General features: G+C 65.8%; 11 protein-coding genes. 3 read left to right on the top strand and 8 right to left on the bottom strand.

Annotated elements, in window-relative coordinates; all coding sequences use genetic code 11:
- Positions 1-3 precede the first annotated feature (3 nt).
- From BBSC_RS05235 to BBSC_RS05205, 7 genes are all read right to left on the bottom strand, one after another.
- Positions 4-825, bottom strand: coding sequence for an ABC transporter permease (locus BBSC_RS05235; protein WP_046726206.1), 822 nt, complete (start codon positions 823-825; stop codon positions 4-6).
- Positions 822-1,781: an ABC transporter permease gene (locus BBSC_RS05230; RefSeq protein ID WP_033518694.1), complete on the bottom strand. Its 960-nt coding sequence runs from the start codon at positions 1,779-1,781 to the stop codon at positions 822-824. Before BBSC_RS05230 ends, BBSC_RS05235 begins: the two co-directional genes overlap by 4 nt.
- Positions 1,778-2,944 (bottom strand): extracellular solute-binding protein, encoded by a 1,167-nt coding sequence (locus BBSC_RS05225; RefSeq protein ID WP_033518696.1) that lies wholly within the window; start codon positions 2,942-2,944, stop codon positions 1,778-1,780. The genes BBSC_RS05230 and BBSC_RS05225 overlap by 4 nt, the downstream gene beginning before the upstream one ends.
- Before the next feature lie 890 nt (positions 2,945-3,834).
- Complete coding sequence (locus BBSC_RS05220; protein WP_197074452.1) at positions 3,835-4,050, bottom strand: DUF6199 family natural product biosynthesis protein; 216 nt, start codon at positions 4,048-4,050, stop codon at positions 3,835-3,837.
- A 391-nt stretch (positions 4,051-4,441) separates the two neighbouring features.
- Positions 4,442-5,581, bottom strand: a complete 1,140-nt coding sequence (locus BBSC_RS05215) for an Mrp/NBP35 family ATP-binding protein (RefSeq protein ID WP_033518698.1) — start codon at positions 5,579-5,581, stop codon at positions 4,442-4,444.
- A 117-nt stretch (positions 5,582-5,698) separates the two neighbouring features.
- Positions 5,699-8,413: an NAD-dependent DNA ligase LigA gene (gene ligA / locus BBSC_RS05210; protein WP_033518699.1), complete on the bottom strand. Its 2,715-nt coding sequence runs from the start codon at positions 8,411-8,413 to the stop codon at positions 5,699-5,701.
- A 75-nt stretch (positions 8,414-8,488) separates the two neighbouring features.
- The gene (locus tag BBSC_RS05205) at positions 8,489-11,995 is read right to left on the bottom strand and encodes a hypothetical protein (RefSeq protein ID WP_033518701.1); all 3,507 of its coding nucleotides are present in this window, start codon (positions 11,993-11,995) and stop codon (positions 8,489-8,491) included.
- Positions 11,996-12,108: 113 nt separating this feature from the next.
- Between BBSC_RS05205 and BBSC_RS05200 the strand changes: the two genes are divergently transcribed.
- The 3 genes from BBSC_RS05200 to BBSC_RS05190 all read left to right on the top strand — a co-directional run bounded on the left by BBSC_RS05200 (position 12,109) and on the right by BBSC_RS05190 (position 16,911).
- Complete coding sequence (locus BBSC_RS05200) at positions 12,109-14,250, top strand: hypothetical protein (protein WP_033518726.1); 2,142 nt, start codon at positions 12,109-12,111, stop codon at positions 14,248-14,250.
- A gap of 94 nt (positions 14,251-14,344) precedes the next feature.
- A complete protein-coding gene (locus BBSC_RS05195) occupies positions 14,345-16,006 on the top strand; it encodes an aryl-sulfate sulfotransferase (RefSeq protein ID WP_033518703.1) in 1,662 nt (553 codons plus the stop codon).
- An 86-nt stretch (positions 16,007-16,092) separates the two neighbouring features.
- Positions 16,093-16,911, top strand: coding sequence for an ATP-binding cassette domain-containing protein (locus tag BBSC_RS05190; RefSeq protein WP_033518704.1), 819 nt, complete (start codon positions 16,093-16,095; stop codon positions 16,909-16,911).
- 79 nt (positions 16,912-16,990) lie between these two features.
- Here BBSC_RS05190 and BBSC_RS05185 read toward each other — a convergent pair whose 3' ends face one another.
- Positions 16,991-18,154: a pyridoxal phosphate-dependent aminotransferase gene (locus BBSC_RS05185; protein WP_033518706.1), complete on the bottom strand. Its 1,164-nt coding sequence runs from the start codon at positions 18,152-18,154 to the stop codon at positions 16,991-16,993.
- Between the last annotated feature and the right edge of the window lie 122 nt (positions 18,155-18,276).

Genomic DNA, 18,276 nt, shown 5'->3' with positions numbered 1-18,276 from the left:
TCATCAGCGGATTTGGAAACCCTCAGCCAACCGCCCGCCGACAATGTACTTGCGGCATGCGAGCAGCAGCACCGTCGACGGGATCGCCAGCAGAAGCGCGAATACGGCTGACACCTGTTCCGGATAATTGAGCACCATGGAATACATCTGCGTCGGCATGGTCATGTACTTGGGCGCTCCGACCAGATACGTTCCCTGGGATTCATCGAACGACGCAAGGAACGACATGACCACGGCGACCAGAATGCCAGGCGCGGCCATCGGCAAGGTCACCGAGAGGAATACGCGGAATTTACCAGCTCCTGCGTCAGCCGCAGCCTCTTCCAGGTTTCGCGGAACGCTGGCGAATGCGGCGGCCGGAATCCAAGTCATGTTCACCAACGTGCTGATGACATGAATGATCAGGATACCGGTCACGGATTCCATGAGATGCATACCGTAGAAAATGGCCGCCATGGATACGAACAATCCCATTTTCGGGAACGCGTTCACCGCAAACAGGCTGATTTGGAACAGTCGGCGACCAGGAAAGTCAAAGCGCGCGAACGCGTACGCGGCGGGCAGACAGATCAGGGAACTGATGGCGACGGTCAGTGGCGCGAAGAACAGGCTGTTGCCGATGGCGGATTCCAGTTTGTCGTCGGCGAATACGACGTTCCACCACTTAAGCGTGAAACCGTCCGGATACAGATTCGGATATTTCCAAGACGTGGCGAATGCATGAACGACGAGCCACAGAAATGGACCGACAATAAACAATGCCGTCAACAGGACGATCAGCCATTTCACGATCGTTCCCAGCACATGCCGGATTTGCCCGTTCATCGTTCACCTTCTTTCTTTCCACTGTCCCCAACTGATACTTTGATGTATGCGACAGCGATGCCGATAGCGAATACAAAAATCACGCAGGCGATCGCCACCGACTGTTGCGGCTGGTTGAATGATTGGAAATATTTGGAAATGTCGACTCCGAGCATGCTTGGGGCGTTCGGCCCGGTGAAATACGGCACGGTGAACTGGCCGAGCACACCGATGGCGGTGAACGTGGATGCGATCAGGATCGGCACTTTGGCGAGTGGAATGAGAATCTCGCAGACGATACGCATGGTCGAGGCACCCGCATCTCTCGCGCTTTCAATCAACGCGTCGGGAATACCCTCGATTCCTGACGTGACCATGAGGGTCGCGAACGGCAGATTCACCCAAATTGATGCAATGATCACACCGGCAGTGGTAAATCCAAGCGTGGGACCTTCCACATGGAATTGGGCGAACAACGATCGGATGAAACCGTTGGATGAGTAGAACGTCAGGTTGGCCCACGAGGCAATCACCACCGGAATGAACAATGGAATGATCGCCATGCTGGTCAGCAGGGTTCCGACCTTTGATCTGGTCAGCCGTGCGTACACTGCGATTCCCACCGTGAACACGAGCACGAACAAGGTACTCACCACGGTAATCAACAGCGTGACCCACAGGTCACGAACAAATCGCGGATCGGAGATGATGTCTCCATACGCAGCCACGGTAAACGGCGTGCCGGCATGAACATGCTGACCGATCTGAGCGGAAACCTGATTCAAACCACCCGTATATCCGAAGCTGAACAGGATTGCGAGGACAACAGGAAGCCCGACGAAAAGCACCAGCACGATGATCGGGGGCAGAGCCATAAGGAACCCAATGAGATTCCTGCGATTCTGCAGACGACGTTTCGTCGTCCTCCCCTGATCCGCCATGCCAGCGTCGGCCGGTGACGTCTGCGAAACCGTCATTTGCCTGGAACCAGCTTGTCCCACTGATTATTCATATCGGAGGTGACTTCCGAATCATAGGACGGGCGGAGAGCGGATGGGTCGGCATCCTTGAACTTCGTCGCTACGGCAGAGTCCATCTTGTCCAGATTGATGACCGGATAGCCGGACACCTGATCGGAAACGATTTCCTGCCCTTCCGGACTGAGCACAAAATCGACGAGCTTCTTGACTGCATCCTTGTTGTCAGCGGTCTTGGGAATCCCCAGGTAAGAAGCGCTGCCATTGAGTGACGGATCGGAAATCTGCGTGTATTTGATGGTCTCGGGAACGGTGCCGTTCTTCTGGGCGGTAATGAACTGATCGGACCACACCGGCGCCATTGCAATGGAACCATTGCCAAGCATCTGAATGACCTGATCGTTGCCATTCGGATACACGCCCTTTTGATATACGTATGGATTGAGCGAAGCAAGCTCGTCAAAGCCAGCCTTCCATGCGGCTTCGGACGCCTGATCCTGTCCCTGGCGCAACTTGTCCTGCTGCTCCTTGTCCAGATGACTATCGAGCACGGTGGTGACAAAAGCACCGCCGGAGCCACCGGTTGCCGGGGAATTGTATGCGAATTGGCCGGGATTCTTCTTGATCCAAGCAATTAGATCGGCAAGGGTCTTCGGAACATCCTTGACCTTGGTGGAATCATACGCAAGCAGTACGGATGACGCACGGTACGGGATGCCGACCCCCTTGCCACCGGCGACCGTATCAGCGGGAATGTCGGCGAAAGCCGGCTCATCGGATTCACTCACTTTGTCGAGCAGATCGGCCTTCGCGGCCTGACCGGTAACCCAACCCGCGTCGATCAGCTGGTATCCGGGATCCTTCTGGTCATTCACTGAGGTGGCGAGCTTGGCCACGGTCTGCTGGTCGTGTTCACCGTGAAGATCCAACTGGGTCCTGACCTGAATGTCGGGATTCTTCTTCTCGAATGCAGGAATGATGCCCTTGCTCCATAAATCATCGACATTCGTATCACCGGAGATGAACACGGTAATGGTCTTCTTGCCGTCGGACGTCGAAGCGGCCTGATCACTGCCATCACTTGCGGTCGCCCCGCAACCGGACAGCAGCAGGCCAGCCGCACACAAGAACGCAATGGCTGAGCCACAACGCTTGATGCTCATAAGTTATTCCTTCCACTGGATTGGGTCGCCGTTTCTTCAGCAACCGGAGGAAAGGAAAACACCGGTACATGAACGCGAAGCCGTTTCGACATGCCATGCACCGAAACTTTCCGAGAACTCTGTCTCGGGATCGATTCAACCGACGTTCATATTGCCGTTAGGCGTGCTCGAGCCATTGTTTGCAAACATTTGCGCTTCCGACTCTTTGACCGGATCCCTGGAAAAGACGCGATAATGTTTCCTGTATTGTTCGTACACGCCAAACGCAGAACAAACTGCGGATAAATATCGTGTAACTCGGTTTATAGATTTGCCAAGCCAAGGCAACCCCGTTATTACAGCAAGTTTCGCGTCTGGATCCGTCCGGTTATCCGTCCTATAGCGCAAAGTGGATCCACGCCTTTGTGAAAGGCATGAAGCCGCTTTGCGTATTGTGCGGATGCTCTCGCGTGCGACATCAATCCCAGCGGACTGCATGCGTATGAGGCCCTTCGGTACCGTATCGACCACCCTCAGTCTCGCTGCGCGAGCCAGCTCCCGCCGGCGGGAGCACGACGATTCCATACGATGGAACTTGTGTCGCAGCGGCCGTGGAGAACCGCGTTCACCTGATTCGGACCATTGCTTTCACTCCCCTCAGACCGCTGCGCGGCCAGCTCGGCCTGCAATCAAGGACGGCCTTGTGGGCCGAGCTTTGTCCGCTCGGCTGTCGCCTCGCCTTCGCCTACAAACGCCTCCGGCGCTTGATCGACGGCTCAGCTTCAGAGAGGAGAGCCAGACATAGTCAACGAATTAACGACACAGCACCCTAAGTACGCGGCAGAGGATGGACTGTCGCATACCGCGATCTTCTCGGCGATGCCTTGGAACGGTCATAACGGCCGTGGCGGTCACTGTGTCGCGAGCACGATGAACGGCAGGAACACCGACAGCACGAGCAGCAGTACGCCGCCGACACGCTGCATGGCCAGATAGAATTCGGTGGGTTCGCCGCCCTTGACGCTGAGGAAATTCTCTATCTTCCACAGGATCTCGGGTTTCCAGATCATGAAGACGCCGATCGCCACGATCACGATCTCCATCAGCACTATGGCAACGATCAGCATTGGGGCCTCCTTACCCTCGTTCCTCTCCGGCGTTCGCACAACCCATATCTCAAGTATGGGGCCCCGAAAACACACGAACCGCGAGTTGTCGGTGCGACCCCTGATATGGCAACCGGTTGCGGCACCGACAACTCGACGAAAAAACCGATATAGAACGTTCCAAAAGCTTGTGGCTACTCCGTCTCGCACCGACAACTCGACATTCCGCGTCCGTCCATCCCGGCGCATGGCGTCATGCCGCGCCACACCACATCACGCCATGCCATGCCACGTCACGACGCGCCCGTCATACCACCCAGCCGCTTTCGCGCCCAAAGCGCGCACGGACCGCAACCGCAGGAGTGCGGCGGGCGCGGAAATCCCTCCACACCGAACGCGCACGGCCGCAATGTCACATCAGGCGTTCGGCCAACGCCTTGAACGCCTCGGCGACCGGCGTGGAGTCCAAAGCCCCGTACCGGTCCAGCACCGCCGGTCGGCCGGACTCCCCCACCTCGCGGACCTCGGGGATGAGCGGCAGCTGGGCCAGCAGCGGCACGTCGTAGCCGAGCGCCTGCGTCAGCTGGCCGGCGACGCGCTCGCCGCCGCCCCGGCCGAAGATCTCCAAGCGCTCGCCCTTGTGCTCGTAATAGCTCATGTTCTCCACGACGCCGCGCACCTTGAACGGCACCTGCAGGGCGACCAGGCCGGAACGCACGGCCACGTCGGAGGCGCTCGGCTGCGGGGTCGTCACGACCACCAGCTCCGCGTTGGGCAGCGCCTGGGCCACCGAAATCGCCATATCGCCGGTGCCCGGCGCCAGATCGAGCAGCAGCACGTCCGGCTCCCCCCACCACACGTCGGAGAGGAACTGCTCCAGCGAGCGCTGCAGCCGGGGCCCGCGCCACAGGATGGCCCGGTCGGCCCCGGCGAACATGCCGATCGAGATCAGCTTGACGCCCCACGCGGTCACGGGCATGAGCATGCCGTTGAGGTTGGTCGGCTGGGTGGTGACGCCGAACAGCTTGGGTTGCGAGAAGCCGTAGATATCCGCGTCGATCACCGCCGTGTCGAGTCCGAGCGCGGCGAAGGTGGCCGCCAGATTCGCGGTCACCGAGGACTTGCCGACGCCGCCCTTGCCGGAGGCGATCGCGAAGATGCGCGTCTTGACGCCCGGCTTGTTGAACGGGTTCTGCTTGCGCTCGGCCTTAAGCCCCGCCACCAGGTCGGCGAGCTTGTCGCGGCTCATCGAGGTGACTTCGATATGCGGCGTGAGCCGGGCGTCCGGGTACGAGGCGACCGCGCCGTTGATCTGGTTGGTGATCGTCTCCGACAGCGGGCACCCCTCGACGGTGAGCTCCACCTGCACGGTCACGTCGTATGCCTGCATGGCATCATCGTTCCCGCCGTTCGCGGTCTCCGTATCGTCGCAGGGCACCGCGTCGATGGCGGCGATCATGCCGAGATCGGTGACCGATCGTCCGAGTTCCGGATCGATGACGCGGCTCAGCCGTTCGTAGATGGCCGTTTCGATGTGCCGGGTGTCTATCATTCGTCCTCCTTGTTGCCCGTACCAGCCTAACGTGAGATGCGGCGGCATGCCAGAGGAAAATGTTGGGAAGATTGTGACGAACCGCACAGCGCCTCGCCGGCGCCGTGCGACACGCCGTCACAGCGCCACGTCGCCGGTTTCGAGCAGCACCTTGAACTGGTCCTCGTCGAGCATGGGGACGCCGAGCGCCTCGGCCTTCTCCGCCTTGGACCCGGCGTTCGCCCCGACGACCACCCAATCGGTCTTCTTGCTCACCGAGCCCGCGGCCTTGCCGCCGCGCTCGATGATCGCCTCCTTGGCGGAGTCGCGCGAGAATCCTTCGAGGGAACCGGTGACCACCACGGTCTTACCGGCCAGGGTCTGCGGCAGATCGCTGGTCCGCGCCTCGCCGACGCCGACGCCGGCCGCCGTCCACGCCTCCAGCACCGCGCCGCGCCAATCGCCGGGCTCGCGCGCGGCCGCGAACCACGACACGACGGATTCGGCGATTTCCGGCCCGATGCCGTCGATCGCCGACAGGTCATCGACCGTGGCGCGCGAGATCGCGTCCAGGGAGCCGAACGCCGAGGCGATCAGCCGCGCGGTCGGCGGGCCGAGACGGCGGATGGACAAAGCGACGAGCACGCGCCACAGGTCGGCGCGCTTGGCCTTGTCCATCTCGTCGAGCATCTTGCGCGTGTTCTCGCCGGGGCGGACGATCACCGGCACCTCGGCCACGCCCGTGCGCGTGGTCTTGCGATCCACCCGCACGATCCGCGCATCGGACGGCACGTCATAGTCGGGATAGCCGGACGCTTGGCCGGTCTGACCGTCGGCAGCGGACCCGGTACCGACCCCGGCGGCGGCGTCCCGTTCGGCGCGCTGCTTGGCCGTCAGCTTGCGGGCCGGGGTCGCGGCGGTCCAGAACGCGGGTACCTGATGCCACAGGCCTGACCCGCCGATGCGCTTGCGCACGGTCTTCTTGCGCCCGTCCGCACCGGTGGTCTCATGCACCTCGACGATCGCGGACTCGCGCCAGACGCGCACGTCGCGCAGGTCGTTGGCGGTCAGGGCGAACAGCCCGGCCTCGCTGGAGAGCACCGGCGTCTGCGCGGCCGGCAGCTCCAGCCCCTCGACCGGCTCGTAAGGCTCCGGCTCCTCGCCCGGGCCGACCAGGATGTCGGTGATGTTCGGCGCGTAGGTGGCGACCGAATCGGGTCGGTTCTCCTCGGGGTTGGTCAGTGCGATGGCCGACTGGTCGCCCAGATGCTCGATGTCGAAGGCCTTGCGCGAGGCGAGGTTGATGATGCGTTCGGTCAGCTGCGCGGGGCAGGATTCGACGTTCGGGCACCGGATGTCCTTGTCGCCCTCCTTCGCCGGCGCCAGCAGGGCGCCGCAGCTGGGGCAATGGGTCGGCATGACGAACGCGCGCAGCGCGTCCTCGCGCCCCTTGCGCCGCTCAAGCACCGGGCCGACGAGTTCGGGGATCACGTCGCCGGCCTTGCGCACGACGACCGTGTCGCCGATGAGCACGCCCTTGCGCTCCACCTCCGAAGGGTTGTGCAGCGTGGTGCGGGCGACGGTCGAGCCGGCCACGTACACGGGCTTGAGCACCGCGACCGGCGTGACGCGGCCGGTGCGCCCGACCTGCACGGTGATGTCGAGCAGCTCGGTGTTGACCTCCTCGGGCGGGTACTTGTAGGCGATCGCCCAGCGCGGCGCCCGGGAGGTGGCGCCCAGCGCGCGCTGCAGCGCCAGGTCGTCGACCTTGACCACGATGCCGTCGAGCGCGTGCTCGATGTCGCCGCGGTGCTCGCCGTAGTAGTCGATCATGTCGAGGATCTCGTGGAACGAGCTGACCGTGCGGTTGTGCGGGGAGACGGGGATGCCCCACTTGGCGTACAGCGCGTAGGCCTCCGACTGGTCGTTGACCGTGTCGTGGGAGTCGGCCGGCCTGCCGGCGCCCCATCGCAGCGTGCCGATGCCGTGCGCGTAGAAGCTCAGGCGGCGGGTCGCGGTGATGCGCGGGTCCTTCTGCCGCAGCGAACCGGCCGCGGCGTTGCGCGGATTGGCGAAGGGCGTTCTGCCGGCGTCCTCGTTCTCGGCATTGAGCGCGGCGAAATCGTCCCAGCGCATGAACACCTCGCCGCGGATCTCCACGAATTCGGGGATGTCCTCGGCCGGGCCGCCGAGATTGGCGGGGATCGAGCCGATCGTGCGCACGTTGAGCGTGATGTCCTCGCCGGTCACGCCGTCGCCGCGCGTCAGCCCCTGCTCGAGCACGCCGTTGCGGTAGATCAGGTTCAGGGCCAGGCCGTCGATCTTGACCTCGCAGCTCATCGGCAGCGGCTTGGATTCGGGCCAGTCGAGGTCGCGCAGCACGCTGTCGTACCAGTCGCGCAGCTCCTCGATGGAGAACACGTCGTCCAGGCTCATCATGCGCGAGGGGTGGCGCACCTCGGTGAAGTCGTTCGAGAACGTGCCGCCGACGCGGTGCGTCGGCGACTGCGGCGAGTCGAGCGCCGGGAACGAGGCCTCGAGCCGTTGCAGGCAGCGCAGTCTGGCGTCGTAGGCGGCGTCGGAGGAGACGGGGGCGTCGTCGATGTAGTAGGCGATCTGGTCGGATTCCACCCATGCGGCGACGCGCGCCCACAGACGGGCCGCGGCCTGGCTGGACATCGCCGGCACGTCGAGGCGGTCGAGGCGCATCGCGTCCGCGTCGTCGGGCTGCAATGCGGCGATCCACCGCTCGCTGCCGGGGGCGAACCGCGCGGCGCCCTCGTCGCTCGCGGGGTCCGTGCCGGTGCCGGCGCCCGGCGCGTCGAAATCCCATGCCAGTTGTTCGCTCGTCATGCTCTCCTGCCTTCGTGTGATGTGCTCACCTGATTGTAAGGCGTGCGCCGGGCGTATGGGGACACGGCCGCGCGGTCACGGGTTGAGGGAGCGCAGGAATTGGTTCTGGACCACGTCGATGCCGTCGTTCGGATCGTCGTTCATGCGCGCGCAGGCCACCGACAGGGTGCGCGCCGGCACGAACATGCCCTCGTCCACGCTCACGCGGGCCGCGTCGTTGACGATCGTGGCGGCCTCGGTGTGCGGCCATACCGGCAGATCGTGCGCGGCCAGCACGGCCTTGGCCGCCTCCACGCTGTCGGGCACGACCACGCACTGCGAATTGGCCCGGGCCACCAGCTCGTGCAGTTCCTCGTCCAACGCGCCGATCTGGCCCGGGCTGATGTACTCGCTCATGATATAGGCCGCGACGCCGACGGCGAACTGGTCGCGCATCCACTCCGCGTAGGCGAACCGGTAGTAGGCGAACGCGGCGTCGTCGCGGTCGAGCGCGACGCGCAGCGCGTTGAGGCACGCGGCCCGCGCCGAATCCCAATCCTCCCGGCGGGCCAGCTGCACCGCAAGCTTCAGGTGGGACAGCGGATAGGCCGGAGCATAGGAGACCATCGCGTTGAGATGCGGCAGCGCCGCCTGCGCGCCCCTGGTCTGCGAGAGCACGTCGGCCGCTTCCGTATGCGCGTAGAACAGATCGTCGGGAATGAGCACCGTCTGTTCGCCGGTGGTGGCGAACAGACGGTTGTACACCACGCGTTCGGCGTACGAGTTGAAATAGCGCGGCACGCCGGGATTGTTGGCGAACATGATGTCGATGCGCTCGAGTTCGGCCTCGATCACCTCGATCGCCCGGTCGGCCTGGCCGGAGAACAGCAGGTCGCGGGCCTTGAGGCGTTCCCGGTCGAGCTCCGCGTTGAGCTGGAACTCGAAATCCGGCGTGTCCTTGCCGTCGATGAGCGCGCTGGTCACCTGCGGCGCCAGCGCGCTCAGCTCCGGATCGCCGATCCGGTCGATCAGGCGCATCGCCCGCTGCGCCTTGGCCACGGAAGGCAGATCCTCGTCCGCGGCAAGCCGGTGGAACGCGGCCACGCCGCGCTGCAGCAGATCGGTGCGCTGAATGGACAGGCCGGCCTCGTCCTCGGCGCCCAGCACCCTCGCCACCGCGGGGGAAAAGGTCCTGTCGGACAGTTCCGGCTCATCCTGCGACCCGTTCGGGGCGAATCTGCTGTCATGCAGATCGAATCCGGGCTCGACGGGGGTCAGGCCGCCGTGCCCGTCCAGCGACATGACCGCGCCGAACATGCGATAGGTGCCGATGGGGTGTTCCAGACCGTCCTCGTACAGACGGCCCAGCAGCTCGTCCCTCGTGAACGTGACGGTGACCATGGTGCGCACGGTCGGGTTGGCGCGCAGCGCGCTCAGCGGATCATCCGGATCGTCCGGATCGTCCGGACCGTCCGCGCCGGCCGGCAGCGCCTCGCGGCCGTCGCCGGCGAATGCGCCGCCATCCGGGCCGTTGCCGATCCCCCCGGCGTCGGGGGCCGCGTCCATGCCGTTGTCCCCCGGCACGTTGAACATGACCTCGTCCAGATCGACGTCGCGCATGAGATCCTCGAACTGGCTGTCCAGAACGTCCTTGTCGGACTGCCCGCCAGGCTTCCCCGCCCCCGCACCGGCGCCGTCTGCTCGGCCCGACGCGGGCAAGTCGCCGCGGCCATCCGCCGGGGCGGCCTCGGCCGGCTCCCCCTCATCCGCGGCATCATCCACGGTGCGGGGCAGCGTGTGCGACGGGTCGCCATGGTAATCGCCGTCCTTGGGGTCGGCCTTGGACCCGCCCAGACCGGCGTCGCCCCAGCGCGCGCTTTCGAAGGAACGCAGCATCCGGCCCATCAGATCGGAAATCGCGGAATCCTGTTCGGCCACGGCCTCCTCAAGGCCGATCGAATCGATGTGCAGCGATACCCGGCGAATGCGCGGGCTCGTCCCGAAGCTCAACGCGGCCATCATCAGCCCGGCCCGCAGGTTGTACTCGGCGCTCAGCGCGGCCCGGTCGTCGTCGCTCAGCGACACCCACGCATGCTTCGCATCGTCGTAGCGGCTGGACGGCATCATCGAGGGGCCGGCCGTGGTGAATCCGATCGCGGTCTCTCCCCCGGTCAGATTCGCGCGGAAGTCCACGTCGAAGCGATACGGCAGCCGCAGCCGGCGCAGCAGCGTCGACAGGGTCCGCCGGTACAGCCATTCGGAATCCGCGAGGATGTCCTCGCCGCTCCCGCCCCGCGCGGCGGCGATGGGGTCGGGATACCGTTCTGACAGGCGGCGCGACTGGTCCCGCGCCTCGTCGATCAGGCGCGTCACCGCGTGCCATCCGCTGCCGGCGGCCACGGCGGCCGGCGACGGATCGGCCTCGCTCTTCAGGGCGATAAGCGCCGGGTTGGTCAGCAGCATCCAGTCGATCTGCGCCGCCTGCGCGCGCGTGACCGTGTCCTCGGTGGGAGTCAGCCCGAGCCGCGCATTGCGTTCGAGCCATGCGCTGACGTTCGCGAAGCGGTTGAGGTTGCCCTCGATCTTCAGCGATTTCAAGGCGGCCGGGAACTGCAGCCCGGAATCCCAGGTGAAGAAGTAGTTGCCCGAATAGGTCGACGTGTACAGGCGCAGCGGCTCCGCGCCGTGCACGGCTTCGAGGCCGGTGGTCTGGTCGAGCACCTTGGCCTCGTGCATGAGGTCGGCGAAATGGTCCTCCAGCCCGGAGGCGCGCATGCCATGGGCGCGCGCGTCCAGGGTATCGCGCAGGCTGCGCCGGATCGCGCCGATCGGCGCCTCGCGGTTGAGCCGGCGGAAGATGTTGCCGGCCCCGAACCCGATGAGCAGGCCGTGCATCTGGGGCAGCATGTAGGTCGCGAAGAACGCGATGGTGATCGCGTCGCGGTATTCCAGATCGAAGCGCATGGACGCCGGCAGCGTGGCGCGCACCTGTTCGAGCGTGTACCGGTTGTTGGTCTTGAGCCACGAGGAGAGCCAGGTCATGCGGCCGGTCTCGTCCCGGCCGACGATGCCGCCCTGGATGGCGTCCACGATGGCGCCGCCGCCCTGCTCCGCGTGGTGCCCCAGACGCGGCCCGTCCGGCAGACGCAGTTCGCCCTCCTTGCCGAACATGAACCGCACGTCCATGCCGTGCGTGTCCATCGCCGGATCGGTGCCGACGAACACGCGCCCCTTGCTGTCGGCGAGCGCGATCTGCGAGAAGTGGTTGCGGTCGGTGAACGCGCCGAGCGAGAACGACGCCCCCTGCGTGACGGGCAGCTGCGCCCACCCGAGCTGCAGGCCTTCGGGCACACCCTCGAAATCGGTAAAGATGCGCCGTTTGACCAACGGGCCGAGCGTGATGGCATGTTCGGTGAGCGCCGCGACGACGTCGCCGCCGTTGCCTGCGCCGCCGGCCGCGCCAAGGGCGGCTTCGAACGGGTTGACGGGGGTCTGCTTCGCGCGGCGGCCCCGAACGGCTGCGCCGAGGGAACGCACCAGCCGCCCGATCGAGGCCGGCACGCCGATGCCACGATTCCTGCGATGTGGTGTGTGTCTGGACATGCCTCACATTCTTCCAATCCAACCAGACATGAAGCCGATAGAATAATGGGGTGCATTCTTCGTTCCGCCGCCCGATCATCAGGCCACGCACCCTGGCGTGCGCCGCGATAGCCATGCTGCTGATCGCGGTGCTGGAGTGCGTCGCCTTCAACCTGCCGTTCTGGACGACGCTGGCCGCCAGCACCGACACCGCGGCCGCCGAGAACACACTGGGACCGGGGCTGACGCGCACCGACGACGGCCTGCTGCGGGTGACCGATCCGACGCAGGCGTATCTCGACGTCGCCGCGGACGGCACGTCGCGCTACGCGCGCGTCGATCTGGTGTCGCCGCGCGACCTGCCCGGCGAGGACAAGCCGCTGGACACCTTCCACCTGCGCGTGGACGGCGACGGCTCCGCCGGCCGCACGCAGTCGATGTCGGCGAGGAGCCCGCGCTCGCTGTACCTCAACACCGACGCCGATGCGACGCTGCGCGTGTGGGTGCAGGAGGCCAAGGGGGCGCTGGTGCCGATCCTCGCGGTGCGCGCGAACGAGCGCGTTCCGTTCTCCTGGAGCTGGACGCGCGTGGCGGCGCTGGCGTGCGCGGTGCTGCTGGTGCTGGCGTGGCGGCCGGGCTCGCGGCTGTGGCGCACTCGGCTCGACCCCTCGGACCGGCGCCAGCGCTGGGGGCTGGCCGCCGCACTGGCGCCTGCTGCGCTGCTGACCTGCGTCAATGTCGTGTGGCAGATCGTCACGGCGGCGCCGCTGTCGTTCCATCAGCAGGGCGGCTACACCTACGATTTCGACCAGTACGCGCATGTGGCCGACGCCCTGATGCACGGCCGTCCGTGGCTGGACCTGCCAGTGCCGGACCAGCTGGCGTCCGCGGCGAATCCCTACGACATCGCCACGCGTGACCGGTTGCTGTCCGGCGGCGTGACGCCGATCTACTGGGATTACGCGTTCCATGGCGGCCACTGGTACTCCTACTTCGGCGTGCTGCCGGCCCTGCTGCTGTTCCTGCCGTACCGCGCCGTCACCTCGCTGTTCACGGACGGGGGCCTGTCGCTGCCGACCGGCGCCGCCGAGCTGCTGCTCATGTTCGGGTTCCTGGTGTTCGGCTGCCTGCTGATCATCCGCCTGGTGCAGCGGCTCACGGCGCAGGCCTCACTGGCCGGCACCTCGATGCTGCTCGTGTTCTTCCTGCTGGCGACGAATTCCAGCTACCTGTGGTTCCGCACGAATTTCTATTCGATCCCGATAGCGGCCTCGCTGCTGCTCACCTGCCTGGGGCTGTGGCTGTGGCTTGGGGCGGTCCGCCGGCCGCGCACCGACGCACAGACGCTGGACTGGTCGATCGACGGCGCCGCCCCCCTGTCGCTGCCGCATCTGGCCGGCGGCGCGCTGTGCATCGCCGCGAATTTCGGATGCCGCCCGACGTTCGCGCTGGCGGCGCTGCTGGGCATCGCGCTGTTCTGGCCGCAGATCACAAGCCTGTGCGCGCTCGTGAAGGCGCGGCGGATCGGCTGGGGGCAGGCGCTGCGGGCGCCGCTGGCCGTGCTGGTCCCGGCGATCGCCGTGGTGGCGCCGCTGATGGCGTACAACGCGATCCGCTTCGGTGGCCCACTGGATTTCGGCAGCGAGTATCAGCTGACCGTCACCGACATGACCCGGTACTCCCTGCCGGCCGCGGACATCCCCTACATGGCGTTCTACTATCTGCTGCTGCCGGCGCGGTTCACCGGGTCGTTCCCGTTCATGTCGATCCAGCCGACGCCGTTGCCGGAATGGGGCTTCACCGAACCGATCGTCGGCGGACTGTTCATGCTGTGCCCGCTGGCGCTGGCCGCGTTCCTGCTGCCCCGGTTCCGCAGGCGGCTGCGCCGCCCGTACGGCATGACGCTGATGCTCGCGCTGGCGCTCGGCATGGTGGTGGTCGCCGTCGACGTGCTGGCCGGCGGTCTGGGATGGCGCTACATGGCCGATTTCGGATGGCTGTTCGCGCTGGCGGCCCTGCCGGCCCTGCTGCGCGCGCTGGAGGGCGGCGCGGTGTTCGACACCCCCCTCGACGAGGATCTGGAAGACCCCTCGTACCGGACCACGCCCGTATGGCGCCTGATCGTGCGGCTGGCCGTCATGCTGGTCCTGCTGTTCTCGCTGGCGATCATGGTCCTCTCCTGCTTCGTGCCGGGACGCGACGATTCCCTGGTCCGCAACAATCCGGCGCTGTTCCACGACGTGCAGTCCTGGTTCACGCTGCTGGGCATCGGGTGACGCGCCCAGCCGACACCCAGCCACGCACCAAGCTTCTCCAAGGCCGGCGGCATACTACTGGTAACGTTGCCCATCCGCCGACCGAAGAGTTGCCATGAACACCCGAACCTCCCCGAAAGCCACCGCAGTACGCGCCGTCGCCGCCACCCTGGCCGCCCTGGCCGCCATCGGGCTGTGCCTGCTCACGCAGGACAACGTCAGCGCCGACATCAAGGCGAAGCGCGTCGAACGTCTCAACGCCCGCATCGCGAACGTGTACACCGCCGACTACCAGCAGATGGCCGAGGAGAACCTGGTCAAGGCTCGCGACAAGCAGGCGCGCACGATCGACGACATCTACGTGCAGGACAACCCGTACGGCACCAACACGACGTCGATGTACGTGTACTTCACCACCGACTACGCGACCAAGATCAAGTACACGGTGTCCGCCGACGGCTATCCCGATTTCACGCGCGCCGTGGCGCAGGACGAGGAGTACCAGAAGGAGCACGAGTTCCTGGTGCTCGGCCTGATCCCGGACGTGGAGAACACGATCACCTTCACCATCACCGACGACAACGGGCTGGACATCACGCAGACGATCACGCACGACGGCCCCTCGCTGCTGGGCGTCGAGGAGGTCCAGCTCGAGCGGACCGTGACCGCCGACGACGGCGCCGATCTGGGCGACGGCCTGTACGCGATTCTCGGCAACGACAGCGACGAGCAGGACTTCATGTACTACTACGACACGAATGGCGTGCTGCGCGGCGAGATCCCGGTCAAGTACTACCGCTCGCACCGGCTGCTGTTCGACGATGACGGGCTGATGTGGTTCTCGGCCTCCACGCACACGATGGTCGGTATGAACCGCCTCGGCAAGCTGGAGAAGATCTACGATCTGGACAGCCGCTTCATCCTGCACCACGACTACGCGCTGGACGCCAACGGCGACATCGTGCTGCTCGCCACCGATCTGGAGCGCGGCGACCACGCCGTGCAGGACCAGGTCGTCAAGCTCGACACCTCCACCGGCGAGACGACGCTGCTGCTCGATTTCGGCGACCTGTTCGACGCGTACAAGCAGTCCACCGACCATTCGGGCATCGACGAATCCGACCCGACCGCCACCAACCGCTGGGACTGGCTGCACTGCAACACGATCCAGCTGCTCGACGACGGCTCGGCGCTGTTCTCGGCGCGCGAGACCTCCACGATCATCAAGATCGACGATCTCGAGGGCACGCCGACGCTCGACTACATGATCGGCGAGCCGAGCGTGTGGGACGGCACCGACGAGCAGGCCGCGTTCCTCACCAAGGACGGCGACTTCGGCGACACCGGCGGCCAGCACTCGATCACCTACGTGGCCGACGACTCGCTCGCGGACGGCCAGTACTACCTGTACATGTTCGACAACAACTACGGCTACGCGATGACCCGTCCCGACTACGACTGGACGGTCATCGACGGCATCAGCACCGCGGCCTCGTCCAAGGACGAAGGCTCCCGTTCGCAGTACCGCAGGTACCTGGTCGACGAGAACGCGGGCACGTACACGCAGGTCGCCGAGTTCGACGTGCCGTATTCGCCGTACGTGAGCTCCGCGCAGGAGCTCGGCAACGGCAACATCCTCATCGATTCGGGCATGCAGGGCCTGTTCGGCGTCTACGGCAAGGACGGCACGCTGCTCGCCCAGTACCGCATGGCGCTCAGCACAAGCTACATCTACCGCGTCTACCAGTACGATTTCAGCGGCTTCTTCTTCGCCTAGTATCCCGCGTCGTAAGTTCGCGCACTATGCCTGGCTCCCCTTCAAGAGGGGAGCCAGATACGGGACGGACCGCTAGTATTGGTGGCATGGGATTGTTCGATTCGCTGTTCGGGGCCAAGGCGCCCGCCGCATGCTCCTCCGTCACCTTCGCCCTTGACCGGGCCGGCCACACCTATGACGACGGCAACGTCGGACTGGAGCCGACCACGCTGCACATCGGCCCGGACGACCGCCGCGTCGGCGTGATCGGGCTCAACGGGTCCGGCAAGACCACGCTGCTCAAGCTCATCGACGGCGCTCTGGCGGCCACGACCAGCACGGTGACGGTCATCGCCGCCGGCGACGACGGCACAGCGGCCACGCCGCTCGACCCGGCCGTCAAACGCGACCGCCGGCGCATCGAGGATCTGGTCGGCCGCGTGCGCCGCGAGGAGATCCCCGAAAGCTACTATCGGGCGGCGTCGATCCGCGAGGCGATCGACCAGCCGCTGAAGAAGCACAAGGTGCCCGAATCGGAACGGCAGGCGATTATCGGCAACCTGTTCGCGCATTTCGATCTGGCCGGCGTGGCGATGCAGCCAGCCAGCGCGCTGGACAGCGAGAAGCGGCACCTGCTGGCGATCGCCTCCGCGCTCAGCTTCTCCCCCGCGGCGATCGTGGCCGACGAGCCGACCAAGGGATTGGACGAGATCGGTTCCGCGTATGTGGCGCGCGCCCTGTTCGGCTACGACAAGCAGGTGGTGTTCGCCACGCACGACGTGGAGATGCTCACGCGCCCCGTCTACGCGATCGACCGCGTGCTGGTGCTCGACGAGCACCGGATCGTCTTCGACGGCGCCCCGGCCGAAGCCGCCGCATACTACAACGACCTGATCCGTCGGCAGTACGAGGCGCTCGGGCGGTAACGGCGCTTCCTTTCCCGGATGCATCCGCCGGCATACGGCCGCCGAGCGCCCGCTGGGAGGCCGTATGCCGGCAGGCGTCTCACAGCATGCCGTTGACGGCGGCGAGCACCGCGCGCACGTTGCGCTCGAATTCGTCGGGTTCGGGCAGCAGGGAGATCGCCAGGTACCCGTTGGACTCCATGTCGAAGAAATACCCGGGCTGGCCGCTGACGCGGTGCGATGCGATCATCGAGAGCACCAGCTCGTTCTCGTCCAGCACGCCGGGCACGCGCAGCAGCACGTTCCAGCCGCCCTCCGCGCGCAGCACGGAGACCAGCCCCCGGTCGTCCCCGTCGAGCAGACGATGCAGCAGCGCGAGATTGCCCGCCACGCGGCGCCGCACGGTCTCGGTCTGCACCGGCGCCGCGGCCAGCAGATCGGGGATGAGGCGCGCGATGAGATCGCTCATCGGCAGATAGTCGTCGGCGATCACGTCGAGGCGGCGCTGCGCCTCGGCGACCTCCGCCTCGGGGCCGGACACCTGGATCCAGCCGACCTTCGCATGGGGCGCGGCGAGCATCTTGGAGAACCCGTCGAGCGCGAAGGTCAGCGCGCCCCGTTCGCCGGCCAGGCGCGCGTTGCCGTCGAAGGGCTCAAGCGCGTAATCGTAGAACACCTCGTCGGCGATGATCGCGACGCCGTGCTCGCGGCACAGGCCGACGATCCGCTCCCGTTCGCCGGCCTTGACATAGGAGCCGGTCGGATTGTTCGGGTTGATGAGCACGAGCGCGCGGATGCGGCCGGATTCCGGCCCTTCCAGCAATGCGGCGAGTTCGGCGACGTCGATGTACCACGACCCGTCGAAGCGCAGCTGGTATTCGACGGCATCCACGCATTCGAGCCACGCGATCGACTCGATCAGCGGGTAGCCGGGCTTGGGGGCGAGCACCGCGTCGCCGGCGTCGCACAGCAGCTTGATCAGCCACGAGTACGCCTCGGACGTGGAGCTGAGCAGATACAGCCGATCCGCGTCGACCGGGCTCCCCTGCGCATGCGACAGGAACGCGGACAGCGCCTCGCGGGCCGCCCGCGGGCCCCGTGGATCGGCCGTGTACACCTCCGGGACCAGGGCCGGGGCCAGCCCATGGCGGGTCGGGTTGGAATCGTTGAGTTTGCCGAGCGTCACCCCCTGCGCCTTGGCGAGGGCTTCCGCCGCCGCGATCGGATTGGGGTCGCTGATGTCGACTCGTGAGGAAAAACGCATGGTCCCCACCATAGTCCGAGCCGCGCTCAAGCCGGCACGGCCACGAACAGAAAACGGGGCGCCCCTCCCCTCGGAAGGGCCGCCCCGCACGGCGCCGGACGACGTCCGCCGGCTCGTTCGGC

The organism is Bifidobacterium scardovii JCM 12489 = DSM 13734 (assembly GCF_001042635.1).
In the GTDB taxonomy this organism is placed as follows: Bacteria; Actinomycetota; Actinomycetes; order Actinomycetales; family Bifidobacteriaceae; genus Bifidobacterium; species Bifidobacterium scardovii.
The sequence above is the reverse complement of the archived record's forward strand: the minus strand, read 5'-3'. Positions and strand labels throughout refer to the sequence as shown.